Below are 25,507 nucleotides of genomic sequence, written 5' to 3' on the forward strand. Positions count from 1 at the left end.
CCCTCGGGGTCGGGCGGTCGCGTCGCGTCCGGGCCGGGGCCCACCGGGCCGTGCCCCGAGCGGTCCGTGCGCCGCCCGGTGCGTGCGGGCCTACCGTGAGGGCCGACGTCGAGGAGGTGCGTGTGGCCGGCAAGCGGGAGCCCGCCGTGGTCTACCACCGTCCGCGTACACGCCGGCGGTGGCCACCGGTCGCGGTGGGCGTGGTCTCCTGCGGCCTGCTGCTGGCGGGCCAGCTCGCCGTGACCGACCTCGACGAGCGCGAGAGCACCGAGGCGGTGGACCGCGCCGCGGTGCAGAGCCCGTCGGCGCCCGCGCGGACCGCGGCGCCGTCGACCGAGCCGGCGCCGTCGACCGAGCCGGCGCCGTCGACCGAGCCGGTGCCGTCGACCGAGCCGGTGCCGTCGACCGAGCCGGCGCCGTCGACCGAGCCCACGCCGTCGACCGAGCCGGTGCCGCCCGAGCCGGTGCCGTCGACCGAGCGGGTGCCGGTCCCCGAGGTCACGGTGCCGTTCGCGGTGGGCGCCGTCCTCGACGAGCCGGCCCGCGAGGCCCTGGCGCCGGCGCTCGACGCCCTGCGCACCCCCGGCGCGGGGCCTGTCGTGGTGGTCGGGGCGGCCGAGCCCGGGGCCGACGGCGACCCCGCCACCGACCTCGCCCGCCGTCGCGCGGCCGTCGTGGCCGAGGCGCTGGTCGAGGGCGGAGCCCCTGCGGGCCTGGTCCGGGTGGCCGACGGCGCCGACCCGCGGGCGGACCGCGTCGTCGTCGTGGCCCCCGACGTCCCCTGATACTGGAGGGGTGACTGCAGTCCCCCCTGGCCCCCACCACCCCCGCTTCCTGCAGGTGCAGGCCGAGATCCTCGACCGGGCGCCGGAGCACACCCCGCAGCCCTCGCTGGAACGCGTCCGCTCGGTGCTGGAGGTGCTCGGCGACCCGCAGCGGAGCTACCCGGTCGTGCACGTGACCGGGACCAACGGCAAGACCTCCACCGCCCGCATGATCGACCGGCTGCTGCGCGAGCACGGCCTGCGCACCGGGCGGTTCACCTCGCCGCACCTGAGCCACGTCGGTGAGCGCATCACCGTCGACGGGCTGCGTCTGGACGACGAGCGGTTCGTCGCGGCCTGGGACGACGTGGCGCCCTACGTGCAGCTGGTGGACGAGCGGTCGCAGGCCGAGGGCGGGCCCCGGCTGTCGTTCTTCGAGGTGCTGACGGTCATGGCGTTCGCCGTCTTCGCCGACGCCCCGGTCGACGTGGCCGTGGTCGAGGTGGGCCTGGGCGGGCTGTGGGACTCGACCAACGTCGCCGACGCCGCCGTGGCGGTGGTGACGCCCGTGGCGCTGGACCACGAGCGCTGGCTCGGCCACGGTCTCGCCGCCATCGCCGAGCAGAAGTCCGGCATCGTCAAGGAGGGCTCCGTCCTGGTCACCGCCGAGCAGCCCCTGGAGGTCGCCGAGGTGCTCATGCGCCGGTCGGTGGCCACCGGGTCCGTGGTGGCCCGCGAGGGCATCGAGTTCGGCGTGCTGTCCCGCGACGTGGCCGTGGGCGGCCAGCGGCTCACCCTGAAGGGGCTCGTGGGCGGCGCCGAGGACGTCTACCTGCCGCTGCACGGGGCGCACCAGGCCCGCAACGCGGCCGTGGCGGCGGCCGCGGTCGAGGCGTTCCTGGGCTCGGGCGGGCACGCCGGCACGGGCCTGGACGCCGACCTGGTCCGCGACGCGTTCGCGCACGTCGACTCCCCGGGCCGGCTGGAGGCGGTGCGCCGGGGGCCGCTGGTCGTCGTGGACGCCGCGCACAACCCCGCCGGGGCGGCGGCCGCGGCCGACGGCCTGCGCGAGGCGTTCCCCGGCACCCGGCTGGTCGGTGTGGTCGGCGTGATGGCCGACAAGGACGCCGAGGCCATCCTCACCGAGCTCGAGCCCGTGCTGACCGAGGTGGTCGTCACGGCCCCCCGTACCCCGCGGGCCATGCCGGCGTCCGAGCTCGCGGACGTGGCGCTCGGCGTGTTCGGCGAGGGACGCGTGCACGAGCGACCCGACCTGGCCGACGCGGTGGACACGGCCCTGGCCGCCGCGGAGACCGGCACCAGCGGGGACGACGTGGCGGTCGGCGTGGTCGTGACGGGCTCGATCTACCTGGTCGCCGAGGCCCGCACGCTGCTGGGGGCCCAGGCGCCGGACTCGCTGGCGGTCGACACGACGAGCCGCGGCGTGTCCGCCGTGGCCGAGGACACGGCGCGCCGGGTGCTGGGCGAGGACGCCGAGGGCCTGGACGACGAGCTGGACGAGCTGGCCCGGCTCGGCGTGCGGGACGACCTGCACGACGAGCGGGACGAGCGCCCGGTCGCGGCCGACCCGTACGCGCCGCCGGAGGACAGCGCCCTGCTCGACGACCCGTGGCTGGTCCGCGAGGAGCACGACGACTACTGGGACGACGACACCGACACCGATGCGGCCGACGAAGGGGACGGCGACGGGTCGGACGGAGGGGCGGGGCCCCGTGCGTGACCCCAAGCGGGCCATGGCCGCGACGGTCCTGCTGTTCGAGGCCCTCGTCGTCCTCTTCGCCTCGCTGGTCGCCAAGGACCTGTCGGGGCTGAGCACGGCGCAGGCCGTCGGCGGCGGCGTGGTGCTGGCGGTGGTCCTGGTGCTGGCCTCGGGGCTGCTGGGTCGACCGGGCGGCTACTGGTTCGGGTCGCTGCTGCAGGTCGCGGTGGTGGCCACGGGCGTCTTCGTCCCGACCATGATCGGGGTCGGACTGCTGTTCGCCGGGCTGTGGGTCGCCGCGGTCGTCATCGGGACCCGGATCGAGCGGGAGCGTGCCGGGGGACCGGTGACGGGTGGTTAGGCTGCCCGCGTGAGCCAGCCGGAGACCACCGCCCCCGACCGCACCCTCGTGATCGTCAAGCCGGACGGCGTCAGGCGGGGCCTGACGGGCGAGGTGCTGCGCCGCGTCGAGGCCAAGGGGTACCGGGTCGTCGAGCTGCGGCTGCTCACCGCCCGGTCCGAGCAGCTGGCCGCGCACTACGCCGAGCACGAGGGCAAGCCGTTCTACGGCCCGCTGGTCGAGTTCATGTCCTCCGGGCCTCTGGTGGCCGCGGTCGTCGAGGGCCACGGCGTGGTCCAGGGCTTCCGCAGCCTGGCCGGGGCCACCGACCCGACGGCCGCCGCGCCCGGCACCATCCGGGGCGACCTGGGCCGCGACTGGGGGCTCAAGGTGCAGCAGAACATCGTCCACGGCAGCGACTCGGCGGCCTCCGCCGAGCGCGAGATCGACATCTGGTTCGGCGCCGGGGCCTGAGCCTGCGGTCCGGTGGCCCCGGACCGTGACATACTCGCCAGTCGGAGAGGCGCGCCCCGCATCGGGTCGCCCCACCGCGTCGCCCGTCCCGATCGGGCGCGACCCGTCCGGGCGTGAGTCGCCGGCAGGTCTGCGCCGACCAGGACCGAGGCGACGACCACGGACTTCCGTGCAGGCCCGCGGGTCGCACGACAACCGCTCCACCCGGGGATGCGAACGGGAGGGGTCGAAGAGGAGCACCAGTGCTCGAGGACGACCAGACCACGCCCCCCGGCGACGCGCAGGCCCCGACGGCTGCGGCCCGACCCCGTCGTCGTCGGGCCGCCACCCGCCCGGCCGGCCCGCCCGAGCCCGTCGCGGTCGAGCCGGCCCAGCCGGAGCCCGAGGCCGAGCCCGAGGCCGCAGCCAAACCGCAGCCCGAGCCCGACGCCGAGCCCGAGGCCACGAGCGAGGCCGTCGAGCCGACGTCGGAGGCCACCGGGCCGCTGTTCACCACCGCCGGCGCCGAGGCCGGCGCGGCCCCCGCCGGTGGTCGTCGACCGCGTCGCCGGGCGACCGCCGCCGCCGGCCCGCCCGCGGCCGACATCTTCACCGCGCCCGCGGTGCCCGACTTCGACGAGCTCCTGCCGCCGCCCGTGCGCCCGGCCGCCGAGGACGACGCCGCGGCTCCCCGCGCCCGCGGCGGCCGCACCCGCCGAGGGCGCAAGACGGCTGACGAGCCGGTCGACGGACCCGTGCTGCCTGACCTGCCCGTGATCGACCAGGCCACCGCGGACCCGGGTCCGACGGCGCCCGACGCGGCAGAGGCCGACGCCCCCGCGAAGCCCGCCCGCCGCTCCCGCAGCCGGGCCCGGGCCAAGGCGGCGCCGGACGAGGCGGCCGGCGAGGGCACCGCGAGCCAGGAGGGCACGCCCGGCGGGGCCCAGGCCGAGAGCGCCGGTCAGGGCGCCACCGACGAGGGCACCACCCGCAGGCGTACCGGTCGGCGCACCTCCGGCAGGAGCGCCGGCGACGAGCGCGCCACCGACGAGGCCACGACCGACGAGGCCACGACCGACCGGCTCTCCGACGACCGGGGCACGGGTGACCAGGACGCCACGGACCAGGACGCCACGGACCAGGACGCCACGGACCAGGACCGCGGTGACCGTCTCGACGGCAGCGACGACGACGGCGACCGGCCGCGTCGCGGCGGTCGTTCCCGCCGTCGCCGTGGCGGGCGCGGGCGCAGCTCGGCCGGCGACCAGGACAGCCAGGACAGCCAGGACAGCCAGGACAGCCAGGACCACCAGGACCAGGACGGCCGGGACAGCCAGGACGGCCGCGACAGCCAGGACGGCAGGGGCGAGCAGGACGCCCAGGACGACGACGACCGCGGTGACGACCAGGACGACCAGGACGGCGGCGAGGAGTCGGGTGGTTCGCGGTCCTCGCGCCGGCGCCGCCGGCGCCGTCGCCGCTCCGGCGGGGGTGACGCCGACCTGAGCGTCGACCCCGACGACCCGCCCGGCACCGTGGTCCGCATCCGCGAGTCCCGCGCCGACGAGGTGACCAAGCTCAAGGGCTCGACGCGGCTGGAGGCCAAGCGCCAGCGGCGCAAGGACGGCCGCAGCACGTCCCGCAAGCGCACCGTCATCACCGAGGCGGAGTTCCTGACCCGGCGCGAGAGCGTCGACCGGACCCTGCTGGTCCGCGAGGGCGACGACCGGACCGAGATCGCCGTGCTCGAGGACGGCGTGCTGGTCGAGCACCACGTCACCCGGGCCAGCCAGCAGTCGATGATCGGCAACGTGCACCTGGGCAAGGTGCAGAACGTGCTGCCGAGCATGGAGGCGGCCTTCGTCGACATCGGCCGCGGCCGCAACGCCGTGCTGTACGCCGGCGAGGTCAACTGGGACGCGTTCGGCATGACGGGCGGCTCCTCGCGCAAGATCGAGGACGCCCTCAAGCCGGGCGACCCCGTGCTGGCCCAGGTGTCCAAGGACCCGGTCGGGCACAAGGGTGCGCGGCTGACCGCGCAGATCTCCCTGCCCGGCCGCTACCTGGTCTACGTGCCGGGCTCGTCGATGACCGGCATCAGCCGCAAGCTGCCCGAGAACGAGCGCACCCGGCTCAAGAAGGTGCTGCGCCGCGTCGTCCCCGAGGACGCGGGCGTCATCGTGCGGACCGCCGCCGAGGGCGCCAGCGAGGCCGAGCTCGAGCGCGACGTCGCCCGGCTGAAGGCCCAGTGGGAGGACATCGAGGCCAAGTCCAAGGCCGTCCAGGCCCCGGCCCGGCTCTACAGCGAGCCCGACCTGGCCATCAAGGTCGTCCGGGACGTCTTCAACGAGGACTTCACCCGGCTGCTCGTCTCCGGCGACGACACCTGGGACACCCTGGACGGCTACGTCCGCCACGTCGCGCCCGACCTCGCCGAGCGGATGACCCGCTGGGCGCCCGAGCCCGGCGCCGAGCAGGACCTGTTCGTCCACCACCGCATCGACGAGCAGATCGCCAAGGCGCTCGACCGCAAGGTGTGGCTGCCCTCGGGCGGCTCGCTGGTGATCGACCGCACCGAGGCCATGACGGTCGTCGACGTCAACACCGGCAAGTACACCGGCAACGGCGGCAACCTCGAGGAGACCGTCACCCGCAACAACCTCGAGGCCGCCGAGGAGATCGTCCGCCAGCTCCGGCTGCGCGACATCGGCGGCATCATCGTCGTGGACTTCATCGACATGGTGCTGGAGAGCAACCGCAACCTCGTCCTGCGCCGGCTGGTGGAGTGCCTGGGCCGCGACCGCACCAAGCACCAGGTCGCGGAGGTGACCTCGCTCGGGCTGGTGCAGCTGACCCGCAAGCGCGTCGGCTCGGGCCTGCTGGAGTCCTTCAGCACCCCGTGCGAGCACTGCCAGGGCCGTGGCCTCGTCACGCACGCCGAGCCGCTCGGCGCCGGCAGCGAGGCCCCGGCGGCCCCCGGCGGCGGGTCCGGCGAGGGCGGCGGTCGCAGCGGTGGTCGCGGCGGTGGTCGCGGCCGCGGCGGCCGGCAGGGCGGCTGAGCCCCGGCCACCGCGCCCGGCGTCCTGCCGGTTTGGTCGCACGGCGTGAGCCGCGTACCCTAGGACGCTGGCCGGTGGCGCGTCCGTTGCTGCGCCACCCAAGCGGTCCGACCACCACCGTCCACGTACGGTGAGCCGGTCAGGGACGCTGGTCCACTCGGCCCGACAGAAAGAGAGTCACGACGTGTACGCGATCGTCCGCGCCGGTGGGCGCCAGGAGAAGGTCGCCGTCGGCGACGTCCTTGTCGTCGACCGCCTCACCGGTGCCCCCGGTGACGAAACCCGGTTCACCCCGGTCCTGCTCGTCGACGGCGCCACCGTCACCTCCGACGCCGACGCGCTGTCCAAGCTCGTCGTGGCGGGGAAGATCGTCGAGGACCTCAAGGGCCCCAAGATCAACATCCTCAAGTACAAGAACAAGACCGGCTACAAGAAGCGCCAGGGTCACCGCAGCCACCTGACCCGGGTCGAGATCACCAAGATCGGGAAGTGAGCTGACATGGCACACAAGAAGGGCGCGTCCTCGACCCGCAACGGTCGCGACTCCAACGCGCAGCGTCTCGGCGTCAAGCGCTTCGGCGGCCAGGTCGTCGGTGCGGGCGAGATCATCGTCCGCCAGCGCGGCACCCACTTCCACCCGGGCGACAACGTCGGCCGCGGTGGCGACGACACCCTGTTCGCCCTGCAGCCCGGCGCCGTGACGTTCGGCACCCGTCGTGGTCGTCGCACCGTCAGCATCACGCTGGCCGACGCCTGAGGCACCAGGTCTGACCCACGGCCGGGCGGTCAGCCCGGCTCCCAGCTCGACGACGCGCCGGCCGCCCCCGACGGGGGCGACCGGCGCGTCGCGTTCCACCCGAGGACCCGGAGGTTCCCGTGAGCCAGTTCGTCGACCGAGTGGTCCTGCACGTGACCGGCGGGGACGGCGGCAACGGCTGCGCCTCCGTGCACAGCGAGAAGTTCAAGCCGCTGGGCGGACCCGACGGCGGGGACGGCGGCCACGGCGGCGACGTGGTCCTGGTGGTCGACGACCAGGTCACCACCCTGCTGGAGTACCACCGCTCGCCGCACCGCGAGGCCGTCAAGGGCGGCGTCGGCAAGGGCGGTCACAAGAGCGGCGCCGACGGCGCGGACGTCGAGCTGCGCGTGCCCGACGGCACCGTCGTGTCCACCTCCTCCGGCGAGGTGCTCACCGACCTGCTCGGTCACGGCACCCGGTTCGTGGTCGCGGCCGGCGGGCGTGGCGGTCTGGGCAACGCCTCCCTGGCCAGCGCCCGGCGCAAGGCCCCCGGCTTCGCGCTGCTGGGGGAGCCCGGCGAGAGCCGCGACATCGTCCTGGAGCTCAAGACCGTCGCCGACGTGGCCCTGGTCGGCTACCCGAGCGCCGGCAAGTCCAGCCTGGTGGCGGCCATGTCGGCCGCCCGGCCCAAGATCGCCGACTACCCCTTCACCACCCTGACCCCCAACCTGGGCGTGATCGAGGCCGGGGACGTCCGCTACACCATGGCCGACGTGCCCGGGCTCATCGAGGGGGCCAGCGAGGGCCGTGGCCTGGGGCTGGAGTTCCTGCGCCACGTCGAGCGCTGCTCGGTCCTGGCCCACGTGCTGGACACCGCGACGCTGGAGCCGGACCGCGACCCCGTGCGCGACCTCGACGTCATCCTCACCGAGCTGGGCCGCTACCAGGCCGACGCAGAGACCATCCCGCTGTCGGAGCGCCCCGCCGTGGTCGTGCTCAACAAAATCGACACGACCGACGGGCGTGACATGGCGGAGTACGTCGCCCCGCAGCTGCGCGAGCGGGGCTACGAGGTCTTCGTCGTGTCGGCCGTGAGCCACGAGGGCCTGCGGGAGCTGTCCTTCGCCCTGGCCCGCTACGTCCGCGCCGACCGCGAGGCACGCGCTCGGCCCAGCGCCCCCCAGCGCGTCGTGCTGCGCCCCGTGGCCACCGACGACGCCGGCTTCCGGGTCACCGTCGAGCAGTTCGAGGGCCGGACCATCTACCGCGTCGCCGGCGGCCGCCCCGAGCGCTGGGTCCGGCAGACGGACTTCGCCAACGAGGAGGCCATCGGCTACCTGGCCGACCGGCTGGCCCGCGCCGGGGTCGAGGACGCGCTGTACAAGGCCGGTGCCCTGGCCGGCGCCGAGGTGGTCATCGGCTCCAGCGACGACGCGGTCGTCTTCGACTGGGAGCCCACGGTCGGGGTCGGGGCCCCGGTCGGCGGTCCCCGCGGCACGGACCTGCGGGTCACCGGCGAGGCCAAGCGGGCCAGCCGCGCCGAGCGCCGCCTCGAGCACGGCCGCCGGATGGACGCCAAGATCGCCGCACGCACCGAGCTGGCCGCCGAGCGCGCCTCCGGCCGGTGGACCGCCCCGGACGACGAGGTGGTCGAGGGCACGGACGGGCGCGGGTGAACCACGGCGCCGGGGTGGGCGACGTCGGGCGCGACCGGCTGCACGCGCTGCTGTCCGGGCCGGGGACGCTCGTCGTCAAGGTCGGCTCCTCCAGCCTGGCCACGGGCTCCGGGATCGACGGCGGGGCCATCGACGCCCTGGTCGACCGGCTCGCCGAACGGGCGGCGCTGGGGTCGGACCGTCGCCTCGTGGTGGTGACCAGCGGGGCCATCGCGGCCGGCCTGCCCGCCCTGGGCCTGGCCCGGCGTCCGGCGGACCTGGCCGGGCTGCAGGCCGCCGCCAGCGTGGGCCAGGGTCGGCTGCTGGCGCGCTGGTCGTCCTCCTTCGCCCGCCACGACCTCGTCACCGGCCAGGTGCTGCTCGACCTGGACGACCTCGTCCGGCGCAACCACTACCTGAACGCCCGCTCGACCCTGGCCCGGCTGCTGAGCCTGGGCGCCGTGCCGGTGGTCAACGAGAACGACACGGTGGCCACCGACGAGATCCGCTTCGGCGACAACGACCGGCTGGCCGCGTTCGTCGCGCACCTGGTCGGGGCCAGCGCCCTGGTGCTGCTGACCGACGTCGACGCCCTCTACGACCGCCCGCCGAGCCGCCCGGGCGCCCGCCGGATCGGGCTGGTGGCCGACGCCTCCCGGGTGGGGGCCGACCTCGGCAGCGCCGGCAGCGACGTCGGCACCGGCGGGATGCGGACCAAGGTCGACGCCGCCTCCATCGCCGCCGACGCCGCCGTGCCGACCCTGGTGACCGCCACGGCCCGGTTCTCCGACGCCATGGCCGGCGCCGACGTGGGCACCTGGTTCGCCGCCGCGGAGCGGGCCCTGCCCGCCCGGACGCTGTGGCTGTCGCACGTCGCCTCGCCCCGCGGCCGGCTGCTCCTGGACGCCGGGGCGGTCCAGGCCGTCCTGGGCCGGGGCGCCTCGCTGCTGCCCGCCGGCATCACGGCGGTCGAGGGCGTGTTCGACGTGGGGGCCGTGGTCGACCTGTGCCACCCGGACGGCCGTGCGGTCGCCCGGGGTCTGTGCGGCTACGCCGCGGCCGAGCTGCCCCAGCTGCTGGGTCGCTCCACCCACGAGCTGCGTGAGGTCCTGGGACCCGACTACGGCCGGGAGGTCGTCCACCGGGACGACCTCGTGGTGCTCGGGGCCGCCGCCGTACCCTGAGGTCATGGCCGACCTCCTCGACGAGACGCCCGCGACCCAGGTCCACGACGGGACTCGCACGCCGCCGGCCGCCGGTGGGGTCGTCGCCGGGGGGCGGCCGGAGCCGCAGGACCCGGTCGTCGAGGCCGTCCACGCGGTGGCCGCCGCCGCGCAGGAGGCCTCCCGGGCGCTCGTGACCGCGACGAGCGCGGTCAAGGACGCGGCCCTGCTGCGCATCGCCGACGACCTGGTCGCCGCCACGGACGCGGTCGTGGCCGCCAACGGCGAGGACCTGGCCCGGGCCCGTGAGCAGGGCGTGTCCACCTCGATGCAGGACCGGCTCCGCCTGGACGCCGACCGGGTCGCCGCCATCGCGGCGGCGGTGCGCGAGGTCGTGGCCCTGCCCGACCCGGTGGGTCAGGTGGTACGCGGCTCGACGCTGCCGAACGGGCTGCGGGTCCGGCAGGTGCGTCGCCCGCTGGGCGTCGTCGGCATGGTCTACGAGGCCCGGCCCAACGTGACGGTCGACGCCGCCGCGCTCGCGCTCAAGAGCGGGAACGCCGTCGTGCTGCGCGGCGGTTCCGCTGCGGCCGCCAGCAACGCGGCGATCGTCGAGGTCGTCCGGGGGGCGCTGACCGCGGTCGGTCTGCCGGCCGACCTGGTCGCGACCATCGACGCGCACGGCCGCGCGGGGGTGCGGGCCCTGCTGCGGGCGCGAGGGCTGGTCGACGTCGTCATCCCGCGCGGCGGGGCCGACCTGATCCGCACGGTCGTGGAGACCGCGACGGTGCCGACCATCGAGACGGGCACGGGCAACTGCCACGTCTACGTCGACGCCGCCGCCGACCTGGACGAGGCCCTCGCCATCTGCCTCAACGCCAAGGTGCAGCGGCCGAGCGTCTGCAACTCCGCCGAGACGGTCCTCGTGCACGCCGAGGTGGCCGACGAGTTCGTCCCGCGGCTGGTGCAGGCCATGCAGGCCGCCGACGTCGTCGTGCACGGCGACGCACGCACGCGGGGCCTGGCCGGCCCCGGCGTCCTCGAGGCCACGGACCACGACTGGGCCACGGAGTACATCGGCCTGGAGCTGGCGGTGGCGGTGGTCGACGACCTCGACGCGGCCCTGGCCCACATCCGGCGCTGGTCGACCCGGCACACCGAGGCCATCTGCACCCGCGACACCCGGGCCGCCGAGCGCTTCGTCGCCGAGGTGGACGCCGCCGGGGTCGCGGTCAACGCCTCCACCCGGTTCACCGACGGCGGCGAGCTCGGCCTGGGCGCCGAGATCGGCATCTCGACGCAGAAGCTGCACGCCCGGGGCCCGATGGGTCTGACCGAGCTGACCACGACGACCTGGGTGGTCACCGGCGACGGGCACGTCCGCACCTGAGCGGCGCGCGCCCCGCGCACGGCCGCCGCCCCGGCCACGTGCCAGACTGGGCCCCGGCACCACCCCCGTCGGACGGACGGGGGCCCGCGGAGGAGGTCACATGAGCAGCAGCATCGTCGCCGGCGTCCTGGCCGCGGCCGGCGAGACCGGCACCGAGATGGCGGAGGTCGAGCTGCCCATCCCGGCGATCGGCTTCGGGATCATCACCCTGGTGCTGTTCCTCGTGCTGCTGGGCATCACCTACTCGTTCAAGAACGTGGCCGCCCGACGGTGACGTCCGCGCCGACCCGGCGGCCCCGGCTCGGGGTCATGGGCGGCACCTTCGACCCGCTCCACCACGGTCACCTGGTGGCTGCCAGCGAGGTGGCGGCCCGCTTCGGCCTCGACGAGGTCGTCTTCGTGCCCACGGGCCAGCCCTGGCAGAAGGCCGACCGTGACGTCAGCCCCGCCGAGGACCGGTACCTGATGACGGTGGTGGCCACCGCGGCCGACCCCCGATTCACGGTGTCCCGCGTCGACGTCGACCGACCGGGGCCCACGTTCACGGCCGACACGCTCCGGGACCTGGCCGCGGCCCGGCCGGGGGCGGAGCTGTTCTTCATCACCGGGGCCGACGCGCTGGAGCAGATCGTGTCCTGGAAGGACGTCGCGGGGCTGTGGGAGCTGGCCCACTTCGTCGCGGTCAGCCGTCCCGGCCACACCCTGGACGTCTCGGGGCTGCCCGAGGGCGTCGTGAGCGTCGTCGAGATCCCCGCCCTGGCCATCAGCAGCTCCGACATCCGGCGCCGGGTCCACGAGGGCCGGCCCATCCGGTACCTGGTGCCGACGGGTGTGCTCCAGTACATCGCCAAGTCCGGCCTCTACCGTGACGAGGACGAGCCGCGGCCCGCGGGCTCGCTCGCCCACGCCCAGGCGGAGGTGTCCTGATGCCCGACGACCAGCCGGCCGTGCCCGACGCCGGTGACTCCGGCGTGCAGCGCGCCCTCGGCGAGCGCCGGCGCCGGCGGCTCGCCGAGCGGGCCGGCCAGGTGGACCTGGACGCCACCATGTCGCACTGGCCCGTGACGGAGCCGCCCTCGACGCCGCGACCGGTGGTGCGCCCCGCCCGCCCCGTCGTCGACGGTGCGGCCACGGCGCCCGTGCTGCCGCAGCCGGGCCAGACCGTGGTCGGCCCGCTGCTGGAGGCCCGCCGGGCCGGCAGCGGCGCCGACACCGTCGCGCCGGCCGGTGGTCGGCGGTCCCGGCGCCGGGCCACCGCCGCGGCCCCGGAGGGCCCCGCGACCACCGGGGCGGCGCGTGTGCTGCCGGGCGCGACGACCGGTGCCGGGCAGCGGCCCGCTGCCGCGTCGGGGGAGCCCGCGCCCGGCGCCGGGCCCCTCCCCGTCGACCCGCCCGCCCCCGTCGACCCGCAGGCCCCCGTCACCGAGCCCGCCGCCACCGCCCAGCCGTCCGGCGGGGCCCAGCCGCCCGCCGGGACGACCGGGCGCCCCCTGGACCGTCCGGCACCCGTGGACCCGTTCGAGCCCGGGTCGTCCGCACCGGCGGTCGCCCCCGCCGGGACCGAGGCGCCGGGCCGCCGCCGGGTCGCGACCGGTTCGCCCACCCCGGTGCCGACGCCGGTGCCCGAGGCCGGGCGCGAGCGCTCGGCCGCCACGGTGCTCGGGCGCCGCGGCCGAGCGGGCGGTGGCTGGCTGACGTGGCCCCCGGGCCGTCGCCAGGTCGTCGTGGCCGTCGCGGTGGTGGCGGTCGTCGCCCTCGTGGTCGCGCTGCTCGTCGGCCTGCTGGGAGGTGACGACGACGCCGGGGCCGCGCCGCAGGCCGACGGCGCCGATGCCCAGCGGACCGTGGCGATGGCGTTGGCGGACGCCGAGGGGGTGGTGACGTCGGCGGCCCTGCTGGGGGCGGACGCCGACCGGCTGTCGACGCTGCTGCTGCCCGGTGAGGTGCTGCTGACCGTGGCCGACGCGGGCGACCGCACGCTGGCCCAGGCCGCGGTGCTGGGACCTGAGGCGGTGCGCCGCGGGCTGGAGGACACGTTGCTGCTGCGCGTGGACACCGCGGTCCTGCTCGAGCCGCAGCAGCTGGCCACGCTGGTCGACGGCGTCGGGGGGGTCGTGGTCGACGTGGCGACGCAGGTGGTGACCGACTCCGTCGTGGTGGGGGCCGGGGAGGACCAGCGGCTGACGGGCGCCCAGGCCGTCGCCTACGCGGGTCTGCAGGTGGACGGTGAGCCGCCCGAGGCCGCCCTCGCCCGCTTCGGCGCCGTCCTGGGGGCGCTGGTCGCGGCGCTGCCGCCCGACGCCGAGGCCGCCGGTGAGGCGTTGGCGGCGGCCTCCGTCACGGCGGCGGGCGAGCCCGGCACGCTGGCCCCGGCCGTCGCGGCCGCCGCCGAGCGCGCGGCCGCCGGCAGCACCGAGGCCGTGGTGCTGCCCACCACCGAGCTGACGGCGGGGCAGGCCGACCAGCGCGGGGTCGCGGAGGACGAGGCCGCCGAGCTGCTGTCGAGCCGCTTCGCGGGGGCGGAGCTGCCCGTGGCCGCCGTCGGCGAGGTCAGGGTCGTGGTCCGCAACGGCGTCGGGCAGGAAGGGCTGGTCGGGCGGGCCCGCGACCTGCTCGTGGCCGCCGGGCTGCGCTACACCGGGGGCGGCAACGCCGCGTCGTTCGACGTCGCGGACAGCGTCGTGCTGGTCGCCTCCCAGGAGCAGGACGACCGTGAGCAGGGCGAGGCGGTGGCCCGTGCGCTCGGTCTGCCCGGTGACGCCCTGCAGGTCAACAACGAGGCCATGGTGGACACCGACGTCGTCGTGGTCCTCGGCCAGGACTTCACCGCCGCCACGGCGGAGGACGGCTCGACGCCACCCACCACCCCAGGAGACCTCCCATGACAGCCAGCGACCACGCAGTCCAGCTCGCCACCGCCGCCGCGGAGGCCGCCGCGGACAAGCTCGCCACCGACGTCGTCGCCCTCGACGTCAGCGGCCAGCTCGTCATCACCGACGTGTTCGTCGTCGCCTCCGCCCCCAACGACCGGCAGGTCCGCGCCATCGTCGACGGCGTCGAGGACCGGCTGCGGGAGCTCGGCGCCAAGCCGGTGCGCCGCGAGGGCGAGAAGGACGGCCGGTGGGTCCTGCTGGACTACGCCGAGATCGTCGTGCACGTGCAGCACAGCGAGGAGCGCGAGTACTACGCGCTGGAGCGGCTGTGGAAGGACTGCCCGGTCGTCCCGCTGCCCGAGCACGCCCGCGGCCGCCGCGCCGCCGACGCGCTGCGTGACGCCTCCGACGCCTCGGCGGACGACCGGGCGTGAGCGGCGAGGCCACCGGTCCGCTCGTCGTCCTCGTGCGCCACGGCGAGACCGCCTGGAACGTGGAGCACCGGTTCCAGGGTCAGCACGACACCGACCTGACCGACGCGGGCCGCGGCCAGGCCGTCGAGGCCGCCGCGGCCGTGGCGGACGCCGTGGCCGGTCGGTCGGTGCGGCTGGTCACCAGCGACCTGTCCCGGGCCCGGGAGACCGCGGCGGCGATCGGGGCGGCGCTGGGCGTGCCCGCGCGGTCGGACGCCCGGCTGCGGGAGGTGGCGGCGGGTCGCTGGCAGGGTCTGCTGCAGCCCGAGATCGAGGCGCTGGACCCCGAGGCCTTCGCCGCCTGGCGGGCGGGTGAGGACGTGGTCCTGGGCGGTGCGGAGCGACCCGGCGAGGCGGGGGAGCGGGTACGGCAGGCCGTGACCGAGCACGCCACCGACGCCGAGGGCGTGCTGGTCGTGGTCGGGCACGGGGCGAGCATCCGGGCCGGCCTGGCGGCCCTGCTCGGCCAGCCGGAGCTGCGGCGCGTGCTGGTGCCGCTGGGCAACACCGCGACCGCGCTGCTCAGCCCCGCGGCGGGTCCCGGGCGCACGTGGCGGCTGCACGGCTGGAACCTGCCGGCGGCCGCCCTGGCCGAGGTGCTGCACCGGCCGCGCACAGCCTCCGCAGCGGTCACATAGGCCCTCTGAGCAGCGGTTTCGTCGCTACGGCCGATTCCGTCTAGACTCTCCCACCGCGGGGCTGTGGCGCAGCTGGTAGCGCACCTCCATGGCATGGAGGGGGTCAGGGGTTCGAGTCCCCTCAGCTCCACCCGCACGGCAGGCGGTCCACCTCGGTGGGCCGCCTTCGTCGTTCTCAGGCGCCGGGTCCGACCGGCCGTCGACGGGTCAGCGACGGGTCAGCGACGGGTCAGCGACGGGTCAGCGGCGCGGGCCGAGCGCCCGCAGGTACCGGTCGGTCTGACGCCGCTGCAGGGCGGTCGTCACCGGCCCGCCCGCCCGGGCCAGCCGGCTCGCGGGCCGCGACTCGGCGTGGATCACGGCCCGGACGCCGCCGTCCGGGGCCAGGCTGACCCGGAAGTGCTCGACGCCGTCCTCCGGGTGCCCGGGCAGGGTCTCGTAGCTGAAGCCGCGCTCGGTCTCCTCGGCGACCACCCCGATCACCAGGCACGGCGCCGCGACCACCAGCGGTCCCAGCCGCAGCCGCAGCACCACCCGCGACCCCGGCACGGCGCGGTCGGTCTCGGCTGCCACCCGCAGACCGGCGTCCCGGTGCACCTGCCAGGTCATGAGCCGCTCGGCGGCCTCCTCGAACACCGCACGGCCCGAGCCCACGTCGATGCCTCGGGTCAGGGTCCGTCGTCCGTCGGTCGTGGCCATGTCCCCAGGGTGCCCCGGCCGGGCGGCGACGACCACGACCCACGCCGGACCCACCCGGGCCCCGGCCGCGCGGTATCGTGCACGGGTGCAGCACCGCGACCTCCTCCTCGCCGGGCCGCGCTGAGCAGACCGCCACGACCGGCGGACCAGCGCGGCGGCCCCTCCTCGTCGAGGGGCTTTTTCGTGCCCGGATCGTGGCCCGCACCACTCGACAGCAGGAGCAGACCGATGACGACGCAGGACGACACCACCACCGTGGACGCCACGGAGCCCGAGCGCTGGGACCCGCACGCGATCGAGGCCCGGTGGCTGCCGGTGTGGGACGAGGCCAAGCCGTTCGCGGCGGGCGCCTCCGGTGACGGCCGCCCCGGCAAGTACGTCCTCGACATGTTCCCCTACCCCTCCGGCGACCTGCACATGGGTCACGCGGAGGCGTACGCGCTGGGCGACGTGATCGCGCGGTACTGGGTCCAGCAGGGCTTCGATGTGCTGCACCCGATCGGCTGGGACGCCTTCGGCCTGCCGGCCGAGAACGCGGCCATCAAGCGCGGCGTCGACCCCGGCACCTGGACGCGCGAGAACATCGCCCAGCAGAAGGCCTCGATGCAGCGCTACGCCTGCAGCTTCGACTGGGACCGGGTGCTGGCGACCTGCGAGCCGGAGTACTACCGCTGGAACCAGTGGCTGTTCCTGCGCATGCACGAGCAGGGCCTGGCCTACCGCCGTCCCAGCCAGGTCAACTGGTGCCCGAAGGACCAGACGGTCCTGGCCAACGAGCAGGTCGTGCAGGGCCGGTGCGAGCGCTGCGGCACTGCGGTCACCAAGAAGAAGCTGACCCAGTGGTACCTGAAGATCACCGACTACGCCGACCGGCTGCTGGACGACATGGAGCAGCTGCAGGGCGCCTGGCCGGACAAGGTCCTGGCCATGCAGCGCAACTGGATCGGCCGCTCCAGCGGGGCCGACGTGCGCTTCGTCGTGGAGGGCCGGGACGAGCCCGTCACGGTGTACACGACCCGCCCGGACACCCTGCACGGGGCGACGTTCTTCGTCGTGGCCGTGGACTCCGACCTGGCCGAGGAGCTGGTCGCCGACGCCGCGCCCGACGTGCGCGAGGCCTTCACCACCTACCTGGAGCAGGTGCGGGGCACGACCGAGATCGAGCGGCTGTCCTCCGACCGGCCCAAGACCGGCGTGTTCCTGCACCGGTACGCCGTCAACCCCGTCAACGGGGAGCGGATGCCGGTCTGGGCCGCGGACTACGTGCTGGCCGACTACGGCCACGGCGCCGTGATGGCCGTGCCGGCCCACGACCAGCGGGACCTGGACTTCGCCCGCGCCCACGACCTGCCGGTGCGGGTGGTCGTGGACGTCCGCGACGAGGCCGGTGAGGCGCTGCCCGACCCCGCCACGAGCGGGGTCGCGACCGCCGGGGACGGCGTCCTGGTCAACTCCGGGTCGCTGGACGGCCTGCGCAAGGCCGAGGCCATTGAGCGGATCGGCGCGCAGCTGGAGGCCGACGGCCTGGGCGGTCCCACCGTCACCTACCGGCTGCGGGACTGGCTGATCTCGCGGCAGCGGTACTGGGGCACCCCGTTCCCGATCGTCCACTGCCCCGGCTGCGGCGAGGTCCGCGTGCCCGACGACCAGCTGCCGGTCGAGCTGCCCCCCTCGGAGGGGCTGGACCTGAGCCCCAAGGGCCGTTCGCCGCTGGCGGCGGCCACGGACTGGGTGAGCACCACGTGCCCGTCCTGCGGCGGGCCCGCCGAGCGGGACACCGACACCATGGACACGTTCGTGGACTCGTCCTGGTACTTCCTGCGGTTCCTGTCCCCGCAGCTGCAGAGCGCGCCGTTCGACCGGGCCGAGGCCGACCGGTGGATGCCCGTCGAGCAGTACGTCGGCGGCGTGACCCACGCGATCCTGCACCTGCTGTACGCGCGGTTCTTCACCAAGGTCCTGCACGACATGGACATGCTGACCCCGACCGAGCCGTTCACCCGGCTGCTGAACCAGGGCATGGTCCAGATGGACGGCTCGGCGATGAGCAAGTCCAAGGGCAACCTGGTGCGCCTGGGCGAGCAGCTGGACTCCCACGGCGTCGACGCGATCCGGCTGACCATGGTCTTCGCGGGCCCGCCGGAGGACGACGTGGACTGGGCCGACGTGTCGCCCGCCGGGTCCGCCCGGTTCCTGGCCCGGGCCTGGCGGCTGGCCCGGGACGTCACCTCCGAGGTCTCCTCGGACCCCGCCACGGGCTCGGAGGCGGTGCGCCGGGTCACCCACAAGGTGGTGGCCGACGCGGCCCAGCTGGTCGAGTCGCTGCGCTTCAACGTGGCGGTGGCCCGGACCATGGAGCTGGTCAACGCCCTGCGCAAGGCCGTCGACGACCCCGCCGTGGGTCCGGCCGACCCCGCCGTCCGCGAGGGCGTCGAGGCCGTGGCGGTGCTGCTGAGCCTGGTCGCGCCCTACACCGCGGAGGACATGTGGGCCACGCTGGGCCACGAGCCGTGCGTGGCGCGCGCCGGCTGGCCCGCGGTCGACGAGGCCCTGCTGGTGGAGGACACCGTGACCGCCGTCGTCCAGGTCAAGGGCAAGGTGCGGGACCGGCTGGAGGTGCCCCCCGACATCGGCGAGGACGAGCTGCGCGAGCTGGCCATGGCCAGCGAGAAGGTCATCGCCTCCATCGCCGGGGCCCCGGTGCGCCGGGTGATCGTCCGGGCCCCCGGTCTGGTGAACGTGGTCACGGGCTGAGGATGCCGAGGACGGCGGTCGTCACCGACTCCACCGCGCGGCCCGTGCCGCACGGGGTGTCGGTGGTCGACCTCGACGTCGTCGTCGACTCCCGGCCGGTGCCCGAGCCCGGCACCACCACGGCCGCCGTCCTGGCCGCCGTGCTGGCCGGCTCCGCCGTCGGCACCAGTCGGCCCTCGCCGGACGGGTTCGCCCGGGCCTACGCCGCCGCTGAGGCCGCGGGCGCCTCGGCCGTGGTGTCGGTGCACCTGTCGGGTGCGCTGTCGGGCACGGTGGAGGCGGCCCGGCTGGCCGCGGCGGGTGCGCCGCTGCGGGTGGAGGTCGTCGACACCGCGTCGGTCGGGGCCGTGCTGACCACGGCGGTCCGGTGTGCCGCCGCAGCCGCGCAGGACGGGGCGGACGCCGGGCGGCTGGTCACGCTGGTGCAGCAGGTCGCGTCCCGCTCGCGCACCTGGTTCTCGCCCGCGTCCGCCGAACAGCTGCAGCGGGGCGGACGCGGCGCCGGGTCCGTACGCGGCGAGGGCCGCCCGGGCCTGCAGGCTCGGCCGGTCCTGCTCGTCGACGAAGGACGGCTGGTCCCGGTGGACCGGACCCGCACCACCGCCCGGGCCCTGGACCGGCTGGCCGAGCTGGCCCAGGGGCGACTGGGCGAGGTGTGGTCCGACCCGTCCGCCGAGCTGCTGGAGCTGGTGGTCCAGCACGCCGGGGCGGAGCCGGCCGCGGCGGACCTGGTGGCACGCCTCACGGGCGCCCTGGACCCCGAACTGGTCCGGGTGCAGGAGCTGAGCCCCGTGCTGGCCGCGCACGTCGGCCCGGGGACGGTGGGACTCGCCGTGGTGGCCGGCCCCCGGCAGGCGCGCCCACGCCGCTGACCGGTCCGTCGACCGACGCCGCTGTGTCCACAGGTGGCGCGAGGGCACCCGGTCCACAGGGCACGGACGACCGTGGTGGGCCCAGGGGGCCGGCTGCCTAGCGTCGGGACGTGGGCAGGGGAGCAGGAGACGACGCCGAGCGGTTGCTGAGGCGGTTGCGCGGCCTGCCGGTGACGCCCACCGGTGGCTGGACGGACGGGGACCGGGACGGGGACCAGCCGGACCCGCGCCGGCCCGACCTGCACGGGGCGGACCCCGACCCCGACCCCGACCCGGACCCGTTCCCGGTGCCGCCGGCCGACGGTGGGCGCCGCCGGGGTGCCGGTCGCCACGCCGGCCGCGACGAGGCCAGGGCTCCCGGGTGGCGCCTGGTGGGGGTGCCGCCCGGCCTGGCGGTGCTGCTGCTGGTCGGGGCCGTGGTGGCCGTGGTGGTGCTGGGCCGGGGCGGAGGGGGCGAGGAGCTGGTGGTGGGTCCCGCGGGCGCCGAGGCCGTGGCGTCCTCGGGCGCCACGGACCCGGACCTCGGGGGTGAGGACCCGGGAGGCGCGGAGCTGGGGGGTGCGGACCTGGGGGGTGCTGGCCTCGCGGGTGCCGCAGAGGAGGGCGCCGGTGGCGGTCCGGGGGACGGTGCCGCGGCTGATGGTGCTCCGGTCGGCGGTGACCCGGCTGACGGTGCTCCGGAGGGCGGTGACCCGGCGGACGGCGCGGCACCCGTGCCGTCCGTGCCGGCCGCGCCGCAGGAGATCGTGGTGCACGTCGACGGGGCCGTCCTGCGCCCCGGCCTGGTGCGGCTGCCCGCCGGGGCCCGGGTCGCCGACGCCGTGACCGCGGCCGGCGGGGCGGGGGAGGACGCCGACACCCGCCTGGTCAACCTCGCACGGCCCCTGGCGGACGGTGAGCTCGTCGTCGTCCCCCGGCCGGGGGAGCAGGTGCCCGCGCCACCGGGTCCACCGGCGGCGGGCGGGCCGGGGGACGGGGCGGCCGGTGGCCCGGCCGCCGGGTCGCAGGACGCGGGCGGGACGGCCCCGGGGGCGCTGGTCGACCTGAACCGCGCCGACGTCGCCGCGCTGGACGCGCTGCCCGGTATCGGCCCGGCGCTGGCGGGACGCATCGTCGCCTTCCGGGAGGAGCAGGGCCCGTTCGTCAGCGTCGACGACGTGACGTCCGTCAGCGGGATCGGACCGGCGGTGCTGGCGGACATCCGCGACCTGGTCACGGTGTGAGGACCCGGGGCGCCGTCCACGACGTACGCCTGGTGCCGGCCGCGCTGCTCTGCTGGGCGGCCGCGTGGTGGGCCGTGGCTGCGGACCCGGCGGGCAGCCGTGCGGCGGCCCTGGCCCTGCTCGGCGTCGGCGCGGCCGCCGCCCTGGCGCTGGCGACCTGGTGGGCCTCGTCGGCCGGGTGGTTCCGGCGGTCGGCCCGGTCGGCCCGGTGGTTGGGGCCAGCCGCCGCGTCGCTCGTCCTGGCCACGGCCCTGCCGGCGGTGGTCCTGGGCCTGGCCTCGTGGCAGGCCGAGCGGCGGGCACCGGCCGCCCTCGTCGACGTCGCGGAGCGGTCGGGCTCGGTGCTGGTGGAGCTCGTGGTGGCCGGTGACCCCGTCGCGGGTTCGGGCGAGCAGGCCTGGCACCGGGAGCAGGTGCGGGTGCGCGTCGTGGTGACCTCGTTCCAGCCGCCGGGTCATGGCAGGGGCACGGGCACCCGGACCGGGACCGGGACCGGCGCCAGCGCCAGCACCGGGACCGGGACCGGCACCGGGACCGGTCACGCCGTCACCGTGCGGGTCCCGGCCTCGCTGAGCGGGGACCCGTCGTGGCAGGACGCCCGCTGGGGCGAACGGCTGCGGGTGCGGCTGTCGCTCGAGCCGGCCCCGGCGGGGGCGCCCTACACGTTCTTCGCCCGCCCCAGCGGTCCGGTCGAGCGGTTGTCCGGGCCCGCCTGGTGGTGGCAGTGGGCCGAGCAGCTGCGGGCGGGACTGGTCACGGCGGCCGGCGCCGACGGTGGGGCGGGTGACGGCGGGGCGGGTGCGGACGCCGCCGCCGGCGCGGGGCCGGCCGTGACCGACGGCGCCGCGCTGCTGCCGGGCTTGGTCGTCGGGGACACGAGCGCGCAGCCGGCCGACCTGGTGGCGGACATGCGGACGGCCGGTCTGACGCACCTGACCGCCGTCAGCGGGGCCAACGTCAGCATCGTCTGCGGCGGGGTCCTGCTCGTCTGCGTCCTGGGCCGTCTGGGCGTGCGTACCGGGGTCGTGCTGGCTGCCGTGGCCCTGCTGGGGCTCGTGGTCGTGGCCCGCCCGGAGCCCAGCGTGCTCCGGGCGGCGGTCATGGGGTCGGTCGGCCTGCTGGGGCTGCTGCTAGGCCGGCGCGGCGGCGGGGTGTCCGCACTGGCCCTCGCGGTCTTGGTCGTCCTGCTCGTCGACCCGTGGCTGTCCCGGGCACCCGGCTTCCGGCTCAGCGTCCTGGCCACCGGGGCGCTGGTGCTGTGCAGCCTGCCGTGGGCCCGTTCGCTCGGGCGGGTCCTGCCCCGGCCGATGGCATTCGTGCTGGCGGTGCCCGCGGCGGCCCAGGCCGCCGTCACCCCGTCGCTGGTCGGCCTCGAGCCGGTGCTCAGCCTCTACGCGCTGCCGGCGAACGTCCTGGCCGCCCCGGCCGTGGCCCCGGCCACCGTCATCGGCGTGGTGGCGGCGCTGCTGGCCCCCCTGCACCCGGCCCTGGCAGCGGTGGTCGCCACGCCTGCGCGCTGGTGCGCCGCCTGGATCGCCGTGGTGGCGCGCACGGCGGCCGACCTTCCCGCGGCGAGCCTGCCCTGGCCGTCGGGGGCGGCAGGGTCCGTGCTGGCCGGTCTCGCCACGCTCACCGCGCTCGTCCTGGCCGCGTGGCTGCTGCGCCGTCTGCCGGACCGACGGGCGGGGGCCGCGTGGGCGCCCTGGCCGGACGTCCGGTCCTGGCCCCGGGCGTGGACCGGTCGTGACGGCCCGCCCGACCCGGCCGGCCGCAGTCGCAGCCGTCGCTTCGTCACCGTCGCCCTGCCGGGCGTCACGGCCCTCGCGCTCGCCCTGGCCCTGCTGCTGCCCCCGGCCGGTGACCGGTGGCCCGGGGCCGGCTGGCAGGTGGTGGTGTGCGACGTCGGCCAGGGGGAGGCGCTGCTGGTCCGCGCCGGGCCCGCGGCCGCCGTCGTGGTCGACACCGGCCCGGCGCCAGAGCTCGTGGCCGGCTGCCTGCGCCGCAGCGGGGTCCGCGAGGTGCCCCTGCTCGTGCTCACGCACCTGCACGCCGACCACGTGGGCGGGCTCGACGGCGTGGCGGGGGTGGCGAGCGTCGGCACGGTCTGGTCCGCGGGCGCCGGCATGCCCGAACCGGCCGCGGACGCACTCAGCAACTGGTCCTCGCGCCACGGGGCCGTGCTGCGCCACCCGGTTCGCGGGGACGCCGCCACCGTCGGCGACGTGGACCTGCAGGTGCTGTCCCCGGTGGCCGGACGGGCACGGCCGGGTGACTCCCAGGACGTCAACGACGCCGGTCTCGTGGTGCGAGCGAGCACGGGCGGCCTGACGCTGCTGGCCGCGGGCGACGTCGGGTCGCCGGTCCAGCAGCGGCTGCTGGCCGCCCCCGAGGACCTGCGCGCCCACGTCACCACCGTCGCCCACCACGGCTCCGCCGACCAGCTGCCCGCGTTCTACGCGGCGGTCGGGGCCCGCGTCGGCGTGGCCAGCGCGGGACGTGGCAACGGCTACGGCCACCCCAGCCCGCGCGCCCTGTCCGTGGTCGGGGCGAGCGGCACGCTGGCGCTGTCGACCCTGCAGCACGGCGGCGTCGCCCTGCGGCTGGCCGCCCCCGACGTCCCCGACGCCCCCGACGCACCCGACGCCTCTGTGGCCGTCCGGACGAGCAGGGCGGGCGCCCGCCGTCGGGCGGCCGTGCCAGCATGAGCCCGTGGCGACCCGACGAACCGGCCGAGGCCGACCGGCAGCCCCCGCCGGACCCAGCGCCTTCGAGGTGGGCCCGTCCCCCGTGGTGCTGCTCGTCGGCACGGAGCAGGCCCTGGCGGACGTGGCCCTGCGACGCCTGATCGCGGCCGTGCGGGAGCAGACGCCCGACGTCGAGCGCCACGAGCTCGGTCCCGCCCGTTTCACGGTGGGCGAGGTAAGCGCCGCCGTGGCGCCGTCGCTGTTCGGGGGCCGCCGCCTGGTGGTGCTCGAGGGCCTGGAGGCGGCGGCGGGCGGCTACTCCGACGAGGTCACGGCCGTCGCCCACGAGCTCGCCGCCGAGCCCGACGACGAGCTGGTCCTCATCGGCCGGCACGGTGGTGGCAACGGTGGCAAGGCCGTCCTGGCCGCGCTGCAGAAGGTGCCCGGTGCCGTCACCGTCACGTGCGCCCCCGTGGCGGGCGACCGGGAGCGCAGCGAGCTGGTGGTGTCGCGGCTGCGGACCGCGGGGCGCCGGGCGGACCCCGACGCGGTCGAGGTGCTCGTGGAGGCGCTCGGCGGCGACCTCGCCGAGCTGATGGCGGTGACCGGGCAGCTCGCGGACACCGTGACGGGCCAGGTCGGCGTCGACGACGTCCGGGCGCTGGTCGGCGGCCGCCGGGAGGCCAGGGGTTTCGACATCGCCGACGCGGCGGTGGCGGGCCGGGCGGGGGAGGCCTTGTCCCTGCTGCGCCACGCCCTGTCGCAGCGGGTCGAGCCGGTGCTCGTGGTGGGCGCGCTCGGGTCCAAGCTGCGGTCGATGGCCAAGGTCGCCGGGGCGGGACGCGGCCCCGCCGCCGCGCTGGCCAAGGAGCTGTCGATGGCGCCCTGGCAGATCGACCGGGCCCGCCGCGACCTGCAGGGCTGGGACCCGGCCGGCCTGCGGACCGCGATCGTCGCGGTCGCCGACGCCGACGCGGCCGTCAAGGGCGAGGTGCCGGGGGTGGCCTCGGCCTACGCCCTCGAGCGGGCCGTGGTCGCCGTCACCGACGCCCGCGGCCGCCACCGCTGACGAGCCGTCCCGCCGGCCGTCCGGGCTGCGCCCGTCGGACCGGACGGCGACCGGACAGGCCCGCTCGAAAGGCCCCAAGCCGCCGGGGGAGTCGGCGTGCGGGACGAAACGCGACGCCTGGGGCCCGGTTGGCGTGCGGAACGTCCCACAACGGTGGGGGGCGATGGCGTGTGGGACGAAACGCAACGCCTGGGGCCCGGTTGGCGTGCGGAACGTCCCACAACGGTGGGGGCCGACGGCGTGGAACGGAACGCGACGGCGTGTGGGACGAAACGTGACGTCTGGGGCCCGATCCGCGCAGGGAACGTCCCACGACTGTGGGAGAGGCCGGCCGGAACGTCCCACACGGTGCCGCCCGGACGCGACGGAACCCCCGGGGGTGGTCCCGGGGGTTCCGGAGTGCGGACCGAGCGGCAGCGAGGACGGCTGGGCCGTCAGCCGGCCGACCAGGGCCCCGGCGCGGCGGCCGGGGCGGTCGGCTCAGACCGCCGAGGCGGCCGAGGCCAGCGCGGACTTGCGGTTCGCGGCCTGGTTCTTGTGGATGACGCCCTTGGAGGCCGCCTTGTCGAGCCCACGGGTGGCCTTGCGCAGGGCCTCCTCCGTGGCGGCCTTGTCGCCGGAGGCCGCGGCCTCCCGGAACTGGCGCACCAGGGTGCGCAGCTCCGACTTGGCTGCCTTGTTGCGCAGGCGGGCCTTCTCGTTGGTCTTGATGCGCTTGATCTGGGACTTGATGTTCGCCACGCGTGCTCACTCCGTGCTCGTCTGAGGCGCGTCGCCTCGCGCGACGCGGTCGTGCCTGTCTCTGGGCTGCTGCAGGTGCTCGGCCCTGCCGGCCCACGGCCAACCCCGCACGATACGTCACCGGGGCGCCGGGGCGGAAATGCGCCGTCACCGGGTGGTCGGCCCGCTGGCGTGGCGAGGCCCTCGCACTAGGGTCGG

22 protein-coding genes and 1 tRNA gene are annotated in these 25,507 nt (G+C 76.5%); 21 read left to right on the forward strand and 2 right to left on the reverse strand.

Features of this window, described 5'->3' with window-relative positions:
• The first annotated feature begins 122 nt into the window (after positions 1-122).
• The 16 genes from SJY06_RS11460 (at position 123) to SJY06_RS11535 (ending at position 15,397) form a co-directional block, all read left to right on the forward strand.
• Positions 123-785 (forward strand): hypothetical protein, encoded by a 663-nt coding sequence (locus SJY06_RS11460; RefSeq protein WP_380167643.1) that lies wholly within the window; start codon positions 123-125, stop codon positions 783-785.
• 10 nt (positions 786-795) lie between these two features.
• Positions 796-2,505 carry a bifunctional folylpolyglutamate synthase/dihydrofolate synthase gene (locus SJY06_RS11465; protein WP_380167645.1) on the forward strand — a complete coding sequence of 570 codons (1,710 nt, stop codon included), beginning with the start codon at positions 796-798 and terminating at the stop codon, positions 2,503-2,505.
• Positions 2,498-2,845 (forward strand): DUF4233 domain-containing protein, encoded by a 348-nt coding sequence (locus tag SJY06_RS11470; protein ID WP_380167647.1) that lies wholly within the window; start codon positions 2,498-2,500, stop codon positions 2,843-2,845. The genes SJY06_RS11465 and SJY06_RS11470 overlap by 8 nt, the downstream gene beginning before the upstream one ends.
• 9 nt (positions 2,846-2,854) lie before the next feature.
• Positions 2,855-3,298 (forward strand): nucleoside-diphosphate kinase, encoded by a 444-nt coding sequence (gene ndk / locus SJY06_RS11475; RefSeq protein ID WP_380167649.1) that lies wholly within the window; start codon positions 2,855-2,857, stop codon positions 3,296-3,298.
• 242 nt (positions 3,299-3,540) lie between these two features.
• Complete coding sequence (locus SJY06_RS11480) at positions 3,541-6,336, forward strand: ribonuclease E/G (protein WP_380167651.1); 2,796 nt, start codon at positions 3,541-3,543, stop codon at positions 6,334-6,336.
• A 184-nt stretch (positions 6,337-6,520) separates the two neighbouring features.
• The gene (rplU, locus tag SJY06_RS11485) at positions 6,521-6,829 is read left to right on the forward strand and encodes a 50S ribosomal protein L21 (RefSeq protein ID WP_380167653.1); all 309 of its coding nucleotides are present in this window, start codon (positions 6,521-6,523) and stop codon (positions 6,827-6,829) included.
• Positions 6,830-6,835: 6 nt separating this feature from the next.
• Positions 6,836-7,093 (forward strand): 50S ribosomal protein L27, encoded by a 258-nt coding sequence (gene rpmA / locus SJY06_RS11490; RefSeq protein WP_380167655.1) that lies wholly within the window; start codon positions 6,836-6,838, stop codon positions 7,091-7,093.
• Between the two features lie 119 nt (positions 7,094-7,212).
• The gene (obgE, locus tag SJY06_RS11495; protein ID WP_380167657.1) at positions 7,213-8,751 is read left to right on the forward strand and encodes a GTPase ObgE; all 1,539 of its coding nucleotides are present in this window, start codon (positions 7,213-7,215) and stop codon (positions 8,749-8,751) included.
• Positions 8,748-9,914: a glutamate 5-kinase gene (gene proB, locus SJY06_RS11500; RefSeq protein WP_380167659.1), complete on the forward strand. Its 1,167-nt coding sequence runs from the start codon at positions 8,748-8,750 to the stop codon at positions 9,912-9,914. Before obgE ends, proB begins: the two co-directional genes overlap by 4 nt.
• A 4-nt stretch (positions 9,915-9,918) precedes the next feature.
• The gene (locus SJY06_RS11505) at positions 9,919-11,283 is read left to right on the forward strand and encodes a glutamate-5-semialdehyde dehydrogenase (protein ID WP_380167661.1); all 1,365 of its coding nucleotides are present in this window, start codon (positions 9,919-9,921) and stop codon (positions 11,281-11,283) included.
• A gap of 100 nt (positions 11,284-11,383) precedes the next feature.
• Positions 11,384-11,557, forward strand: a complete 174-nt coding sequence (locus SJY06_RS11510; protein WP_380167663.1) for a hypothetical protein — start codon at positions 11,384-11,386, stop codon at positions 11,555-11,557.
• Positions 11,554-12,210, forward strand: coding sequence for a nicotinate-nucleotide adenylyltransferase (nadD, locus tag SJY06_RS11515; protein ID WP_380167665.1), 657 nt, complete (start codon positions 11,554-11,556; stop codon positions 12,208-12,210). Before SJY06_RS11510 ends, nadD begins: the two co-directional genes overlap by 4 nt.
• Positions 12,210-14,168, forward strand: a complete 1,959-nt coding sequence (locus SJY06_RS11520; protein WP_380167667.1) for a LytR C-terminal domain-containing protein — start codon at positions 12,210-12,212, stop codon at positions 14,166-14,168. The genes nadD and SJY06_RS11520 overlap by 1 nt, the downstream gene beginning before the upstream one ends.
• A complete protein-coding gene (rsfS, locus tag SJY06_RS11525) occupies positions 14,165-14,590 on the forward strand; it encodes a ribosome silencing factor (RefSeq protein WP_380167669.1) in 426 nt (141 codons plus the stop codon). The genes SJY06_RS11520 and rsfS overlap by 4 nt, the downstream gene beginning before the upstream one ends.
• Positions 14,587-15,267 carry a histidine phosphatase family protein gene (locus SJY06_RS11530; RefSeq protein ID WP_380167671.1) on the forward strand — a complete coding sequence of 227 codons (681 nt, stop codon included), beginning with the start codon at positions 14,587-14,589 and terminating at the stop codon, positions 15,265-15,267. The genes rsfS and SJY06_RS11530 overlap by 4 nt, the downstream gene beginning before the upstream one ends.
• A gap of 57 nt (positions 15,268-15,324) precedes the next feature.
• Positions 15,325-15,397 (forward strand) — tRNA-Ala (locus SJY06_RS11535).
• Between the two features lie 110 nt (positions 15,398-15,507).
• On the opposite strand, the gene SJY06_RS11540 is transcribed toward SJY06_RS11535, so the two are convergent.
• The gene (locus SJY06_RS11540) at positions 15,508-15,966 is read right to left on the reverse strand and encodes a DUF1990 family protein (RefSeq protein ID WP_380167673.1); all 459 of its coding nucleotides are present in this window, start codon (positions 15,964-15,966) and stop codon (positions 15,508-15,510) included.
• Positions 15,967-16,194: 228 nt separating this feature from the next.
• On the opposite strand from SJY06_RS11540, the gene leuS reads away from it, so the two are divergent.
• From leuS to holA, 5 genes are all read left to right on the forward strand, one after another.
• Positions 16,195-18,720, forward strand: a complete 2,526-nt coding sequence (gene leuS / locus SJY06_RS11545) for a leucine--tRNA ligase (protein WP_380167675.1) — start codon at positions 16,195-16,197, stop codon at positions 18,718-18,720.
• Between the two features lie 2 nt (positions 18,721-18,722).
• The gene (locus tag SJY06_RS11550) at positions 18,723-19,592 is read left to right on the forward strand and encodes a DegV family protein (RefSeq protein WP_380167677.1); all 870 of its coding nucleotides are present in this window, start codon (positions 18,723-18,725) and stop codon (positions 19,590-19,592) included.
• 110 nt (positions 19,593-19,702) lie between these two features.
• The gene (locus tag SJY06_RS11555; protein ID WP_380167679.1) at positions 19,703-20,815 is read left to right on the forward strand and encodes a helix-hairpin-helix domain-containing protein; all 1,113 of its coding nucleotides are present in this window, start codon (positions 19,703-19,705) and stop codon (positions 20,813-20,815) included.
• Positions 20,812-23,520: a ComEC/Rec2 family competence protein gene (locus tag SJY06_RS11560; protein WP_380167681.1), complete on the forward strand. Its 2,709-nt coding sequence runs from the start codon at positions 20,812-20,814 to the stop codon at positions 23,518-23,520. Before SJY06_RS11555 ends, SJY06_RS11560 begins: the two co-directional genes overlap by 4 nt.
• 4 nt (positions 23,521-23,524) lie before the next feature.
• The gene (gene holA / locus SJY06_RS11565; RefSeq protein ID WP_380167683.1) at positions 23,525-24,568 is read left to right on the forward strand and encodes a DNA polymerase III subunit delta; all 1,044 of its coding nucleotides are present in this window, start codon (positions 23,525-23,527) and stop codon (positions 24,566-24,568) included.
• Positions 24,569-25,048: 480 nt separating this feature from the next.
• Here the strand turns inward: holA and rpsT are convergent, their stop codons facing one another.
• Positions 25,049-25,309, reverse strand: coding sequence for a 30S ribosomal protein S20 (gene rpsT, locus SJY06_RS11570; RefSeq protein WP_380167684.1), 261 nt, complete (start codon positions 25,307-25,309; stop codon positions 25,049-25,051).
• Positions 25,310-25,507: the final 198 nt, after the last annotated feature.

This window comes from Jannaschia sp. R86511, assembly GCF_042466345.1.
Lineage (GTDB): Bacteria > Actinomycetota > Actinomycetes > Actinomycetales > JBBAYJ01 > Aquipuribacter.

What these genes read in the sequence shown, in the direction of transcription:
- rpmA (WP_380167655.1), top strand. Translation starts at nt 6,836, where the DNA reads ATGGCACACAAGAAGGGCGCGTCCTCGACCCGCAACGGTCGCGACTCC.
- SJY06_RS11505 (WP_380167661.1), top strand. Translation starts at nt 9,919, where the DNA reads ATGGCCGACCTCCTCGACGAGACGCCCGCGACCCAGGTCCACGACGGG.
- SJY06_RS11510 (WP_380167663.1), top strand. Translation starts at nt 11,384, where the DNA reads ATGAGCAGCAGCATCGTCGCCGGCGTCCTGGCCGCGGCCGGCGAGACC.
- SJY06_RS11520 (WP_380167667.1), top strand. Translation starts at nt 12,210, where the DNA reads ATGCCCGACGACCAGCCGGCCGTGCCCGACGCCGGTGACTCCGGCGTG.
- rsfS (WP_380167669.1), top strand. Translation starts at nt 14,165, where the DNA reads ATGACAGCCAGCGACCACGCAGTCCAGCTCGCCACCGCCGCCGCGGAG.
- SJY06_RS11540 (WP_380167673.1), bottom strand. Translation starts at nt 15,966, where the DNA reads ATGGCCACGACCGACGGACGACGGACCCTGACCCGAGGCATCGACGTG.
- leuS (WP_380167675.1), top strand. Translation starts at nt 16,195, where the DNA reads ATGACGACGCAGGACGACACCACCACCGTGGACGCCACGGAGCCCGAG.
- SJY06_RS11550 (WP_380167677.1), top strand. Translation starts at nt 18,723, where the DNA reads ATGCCGAGGACGGCGGTCGTCACCGACTCCACCGCGCGGCCCGTGCCG.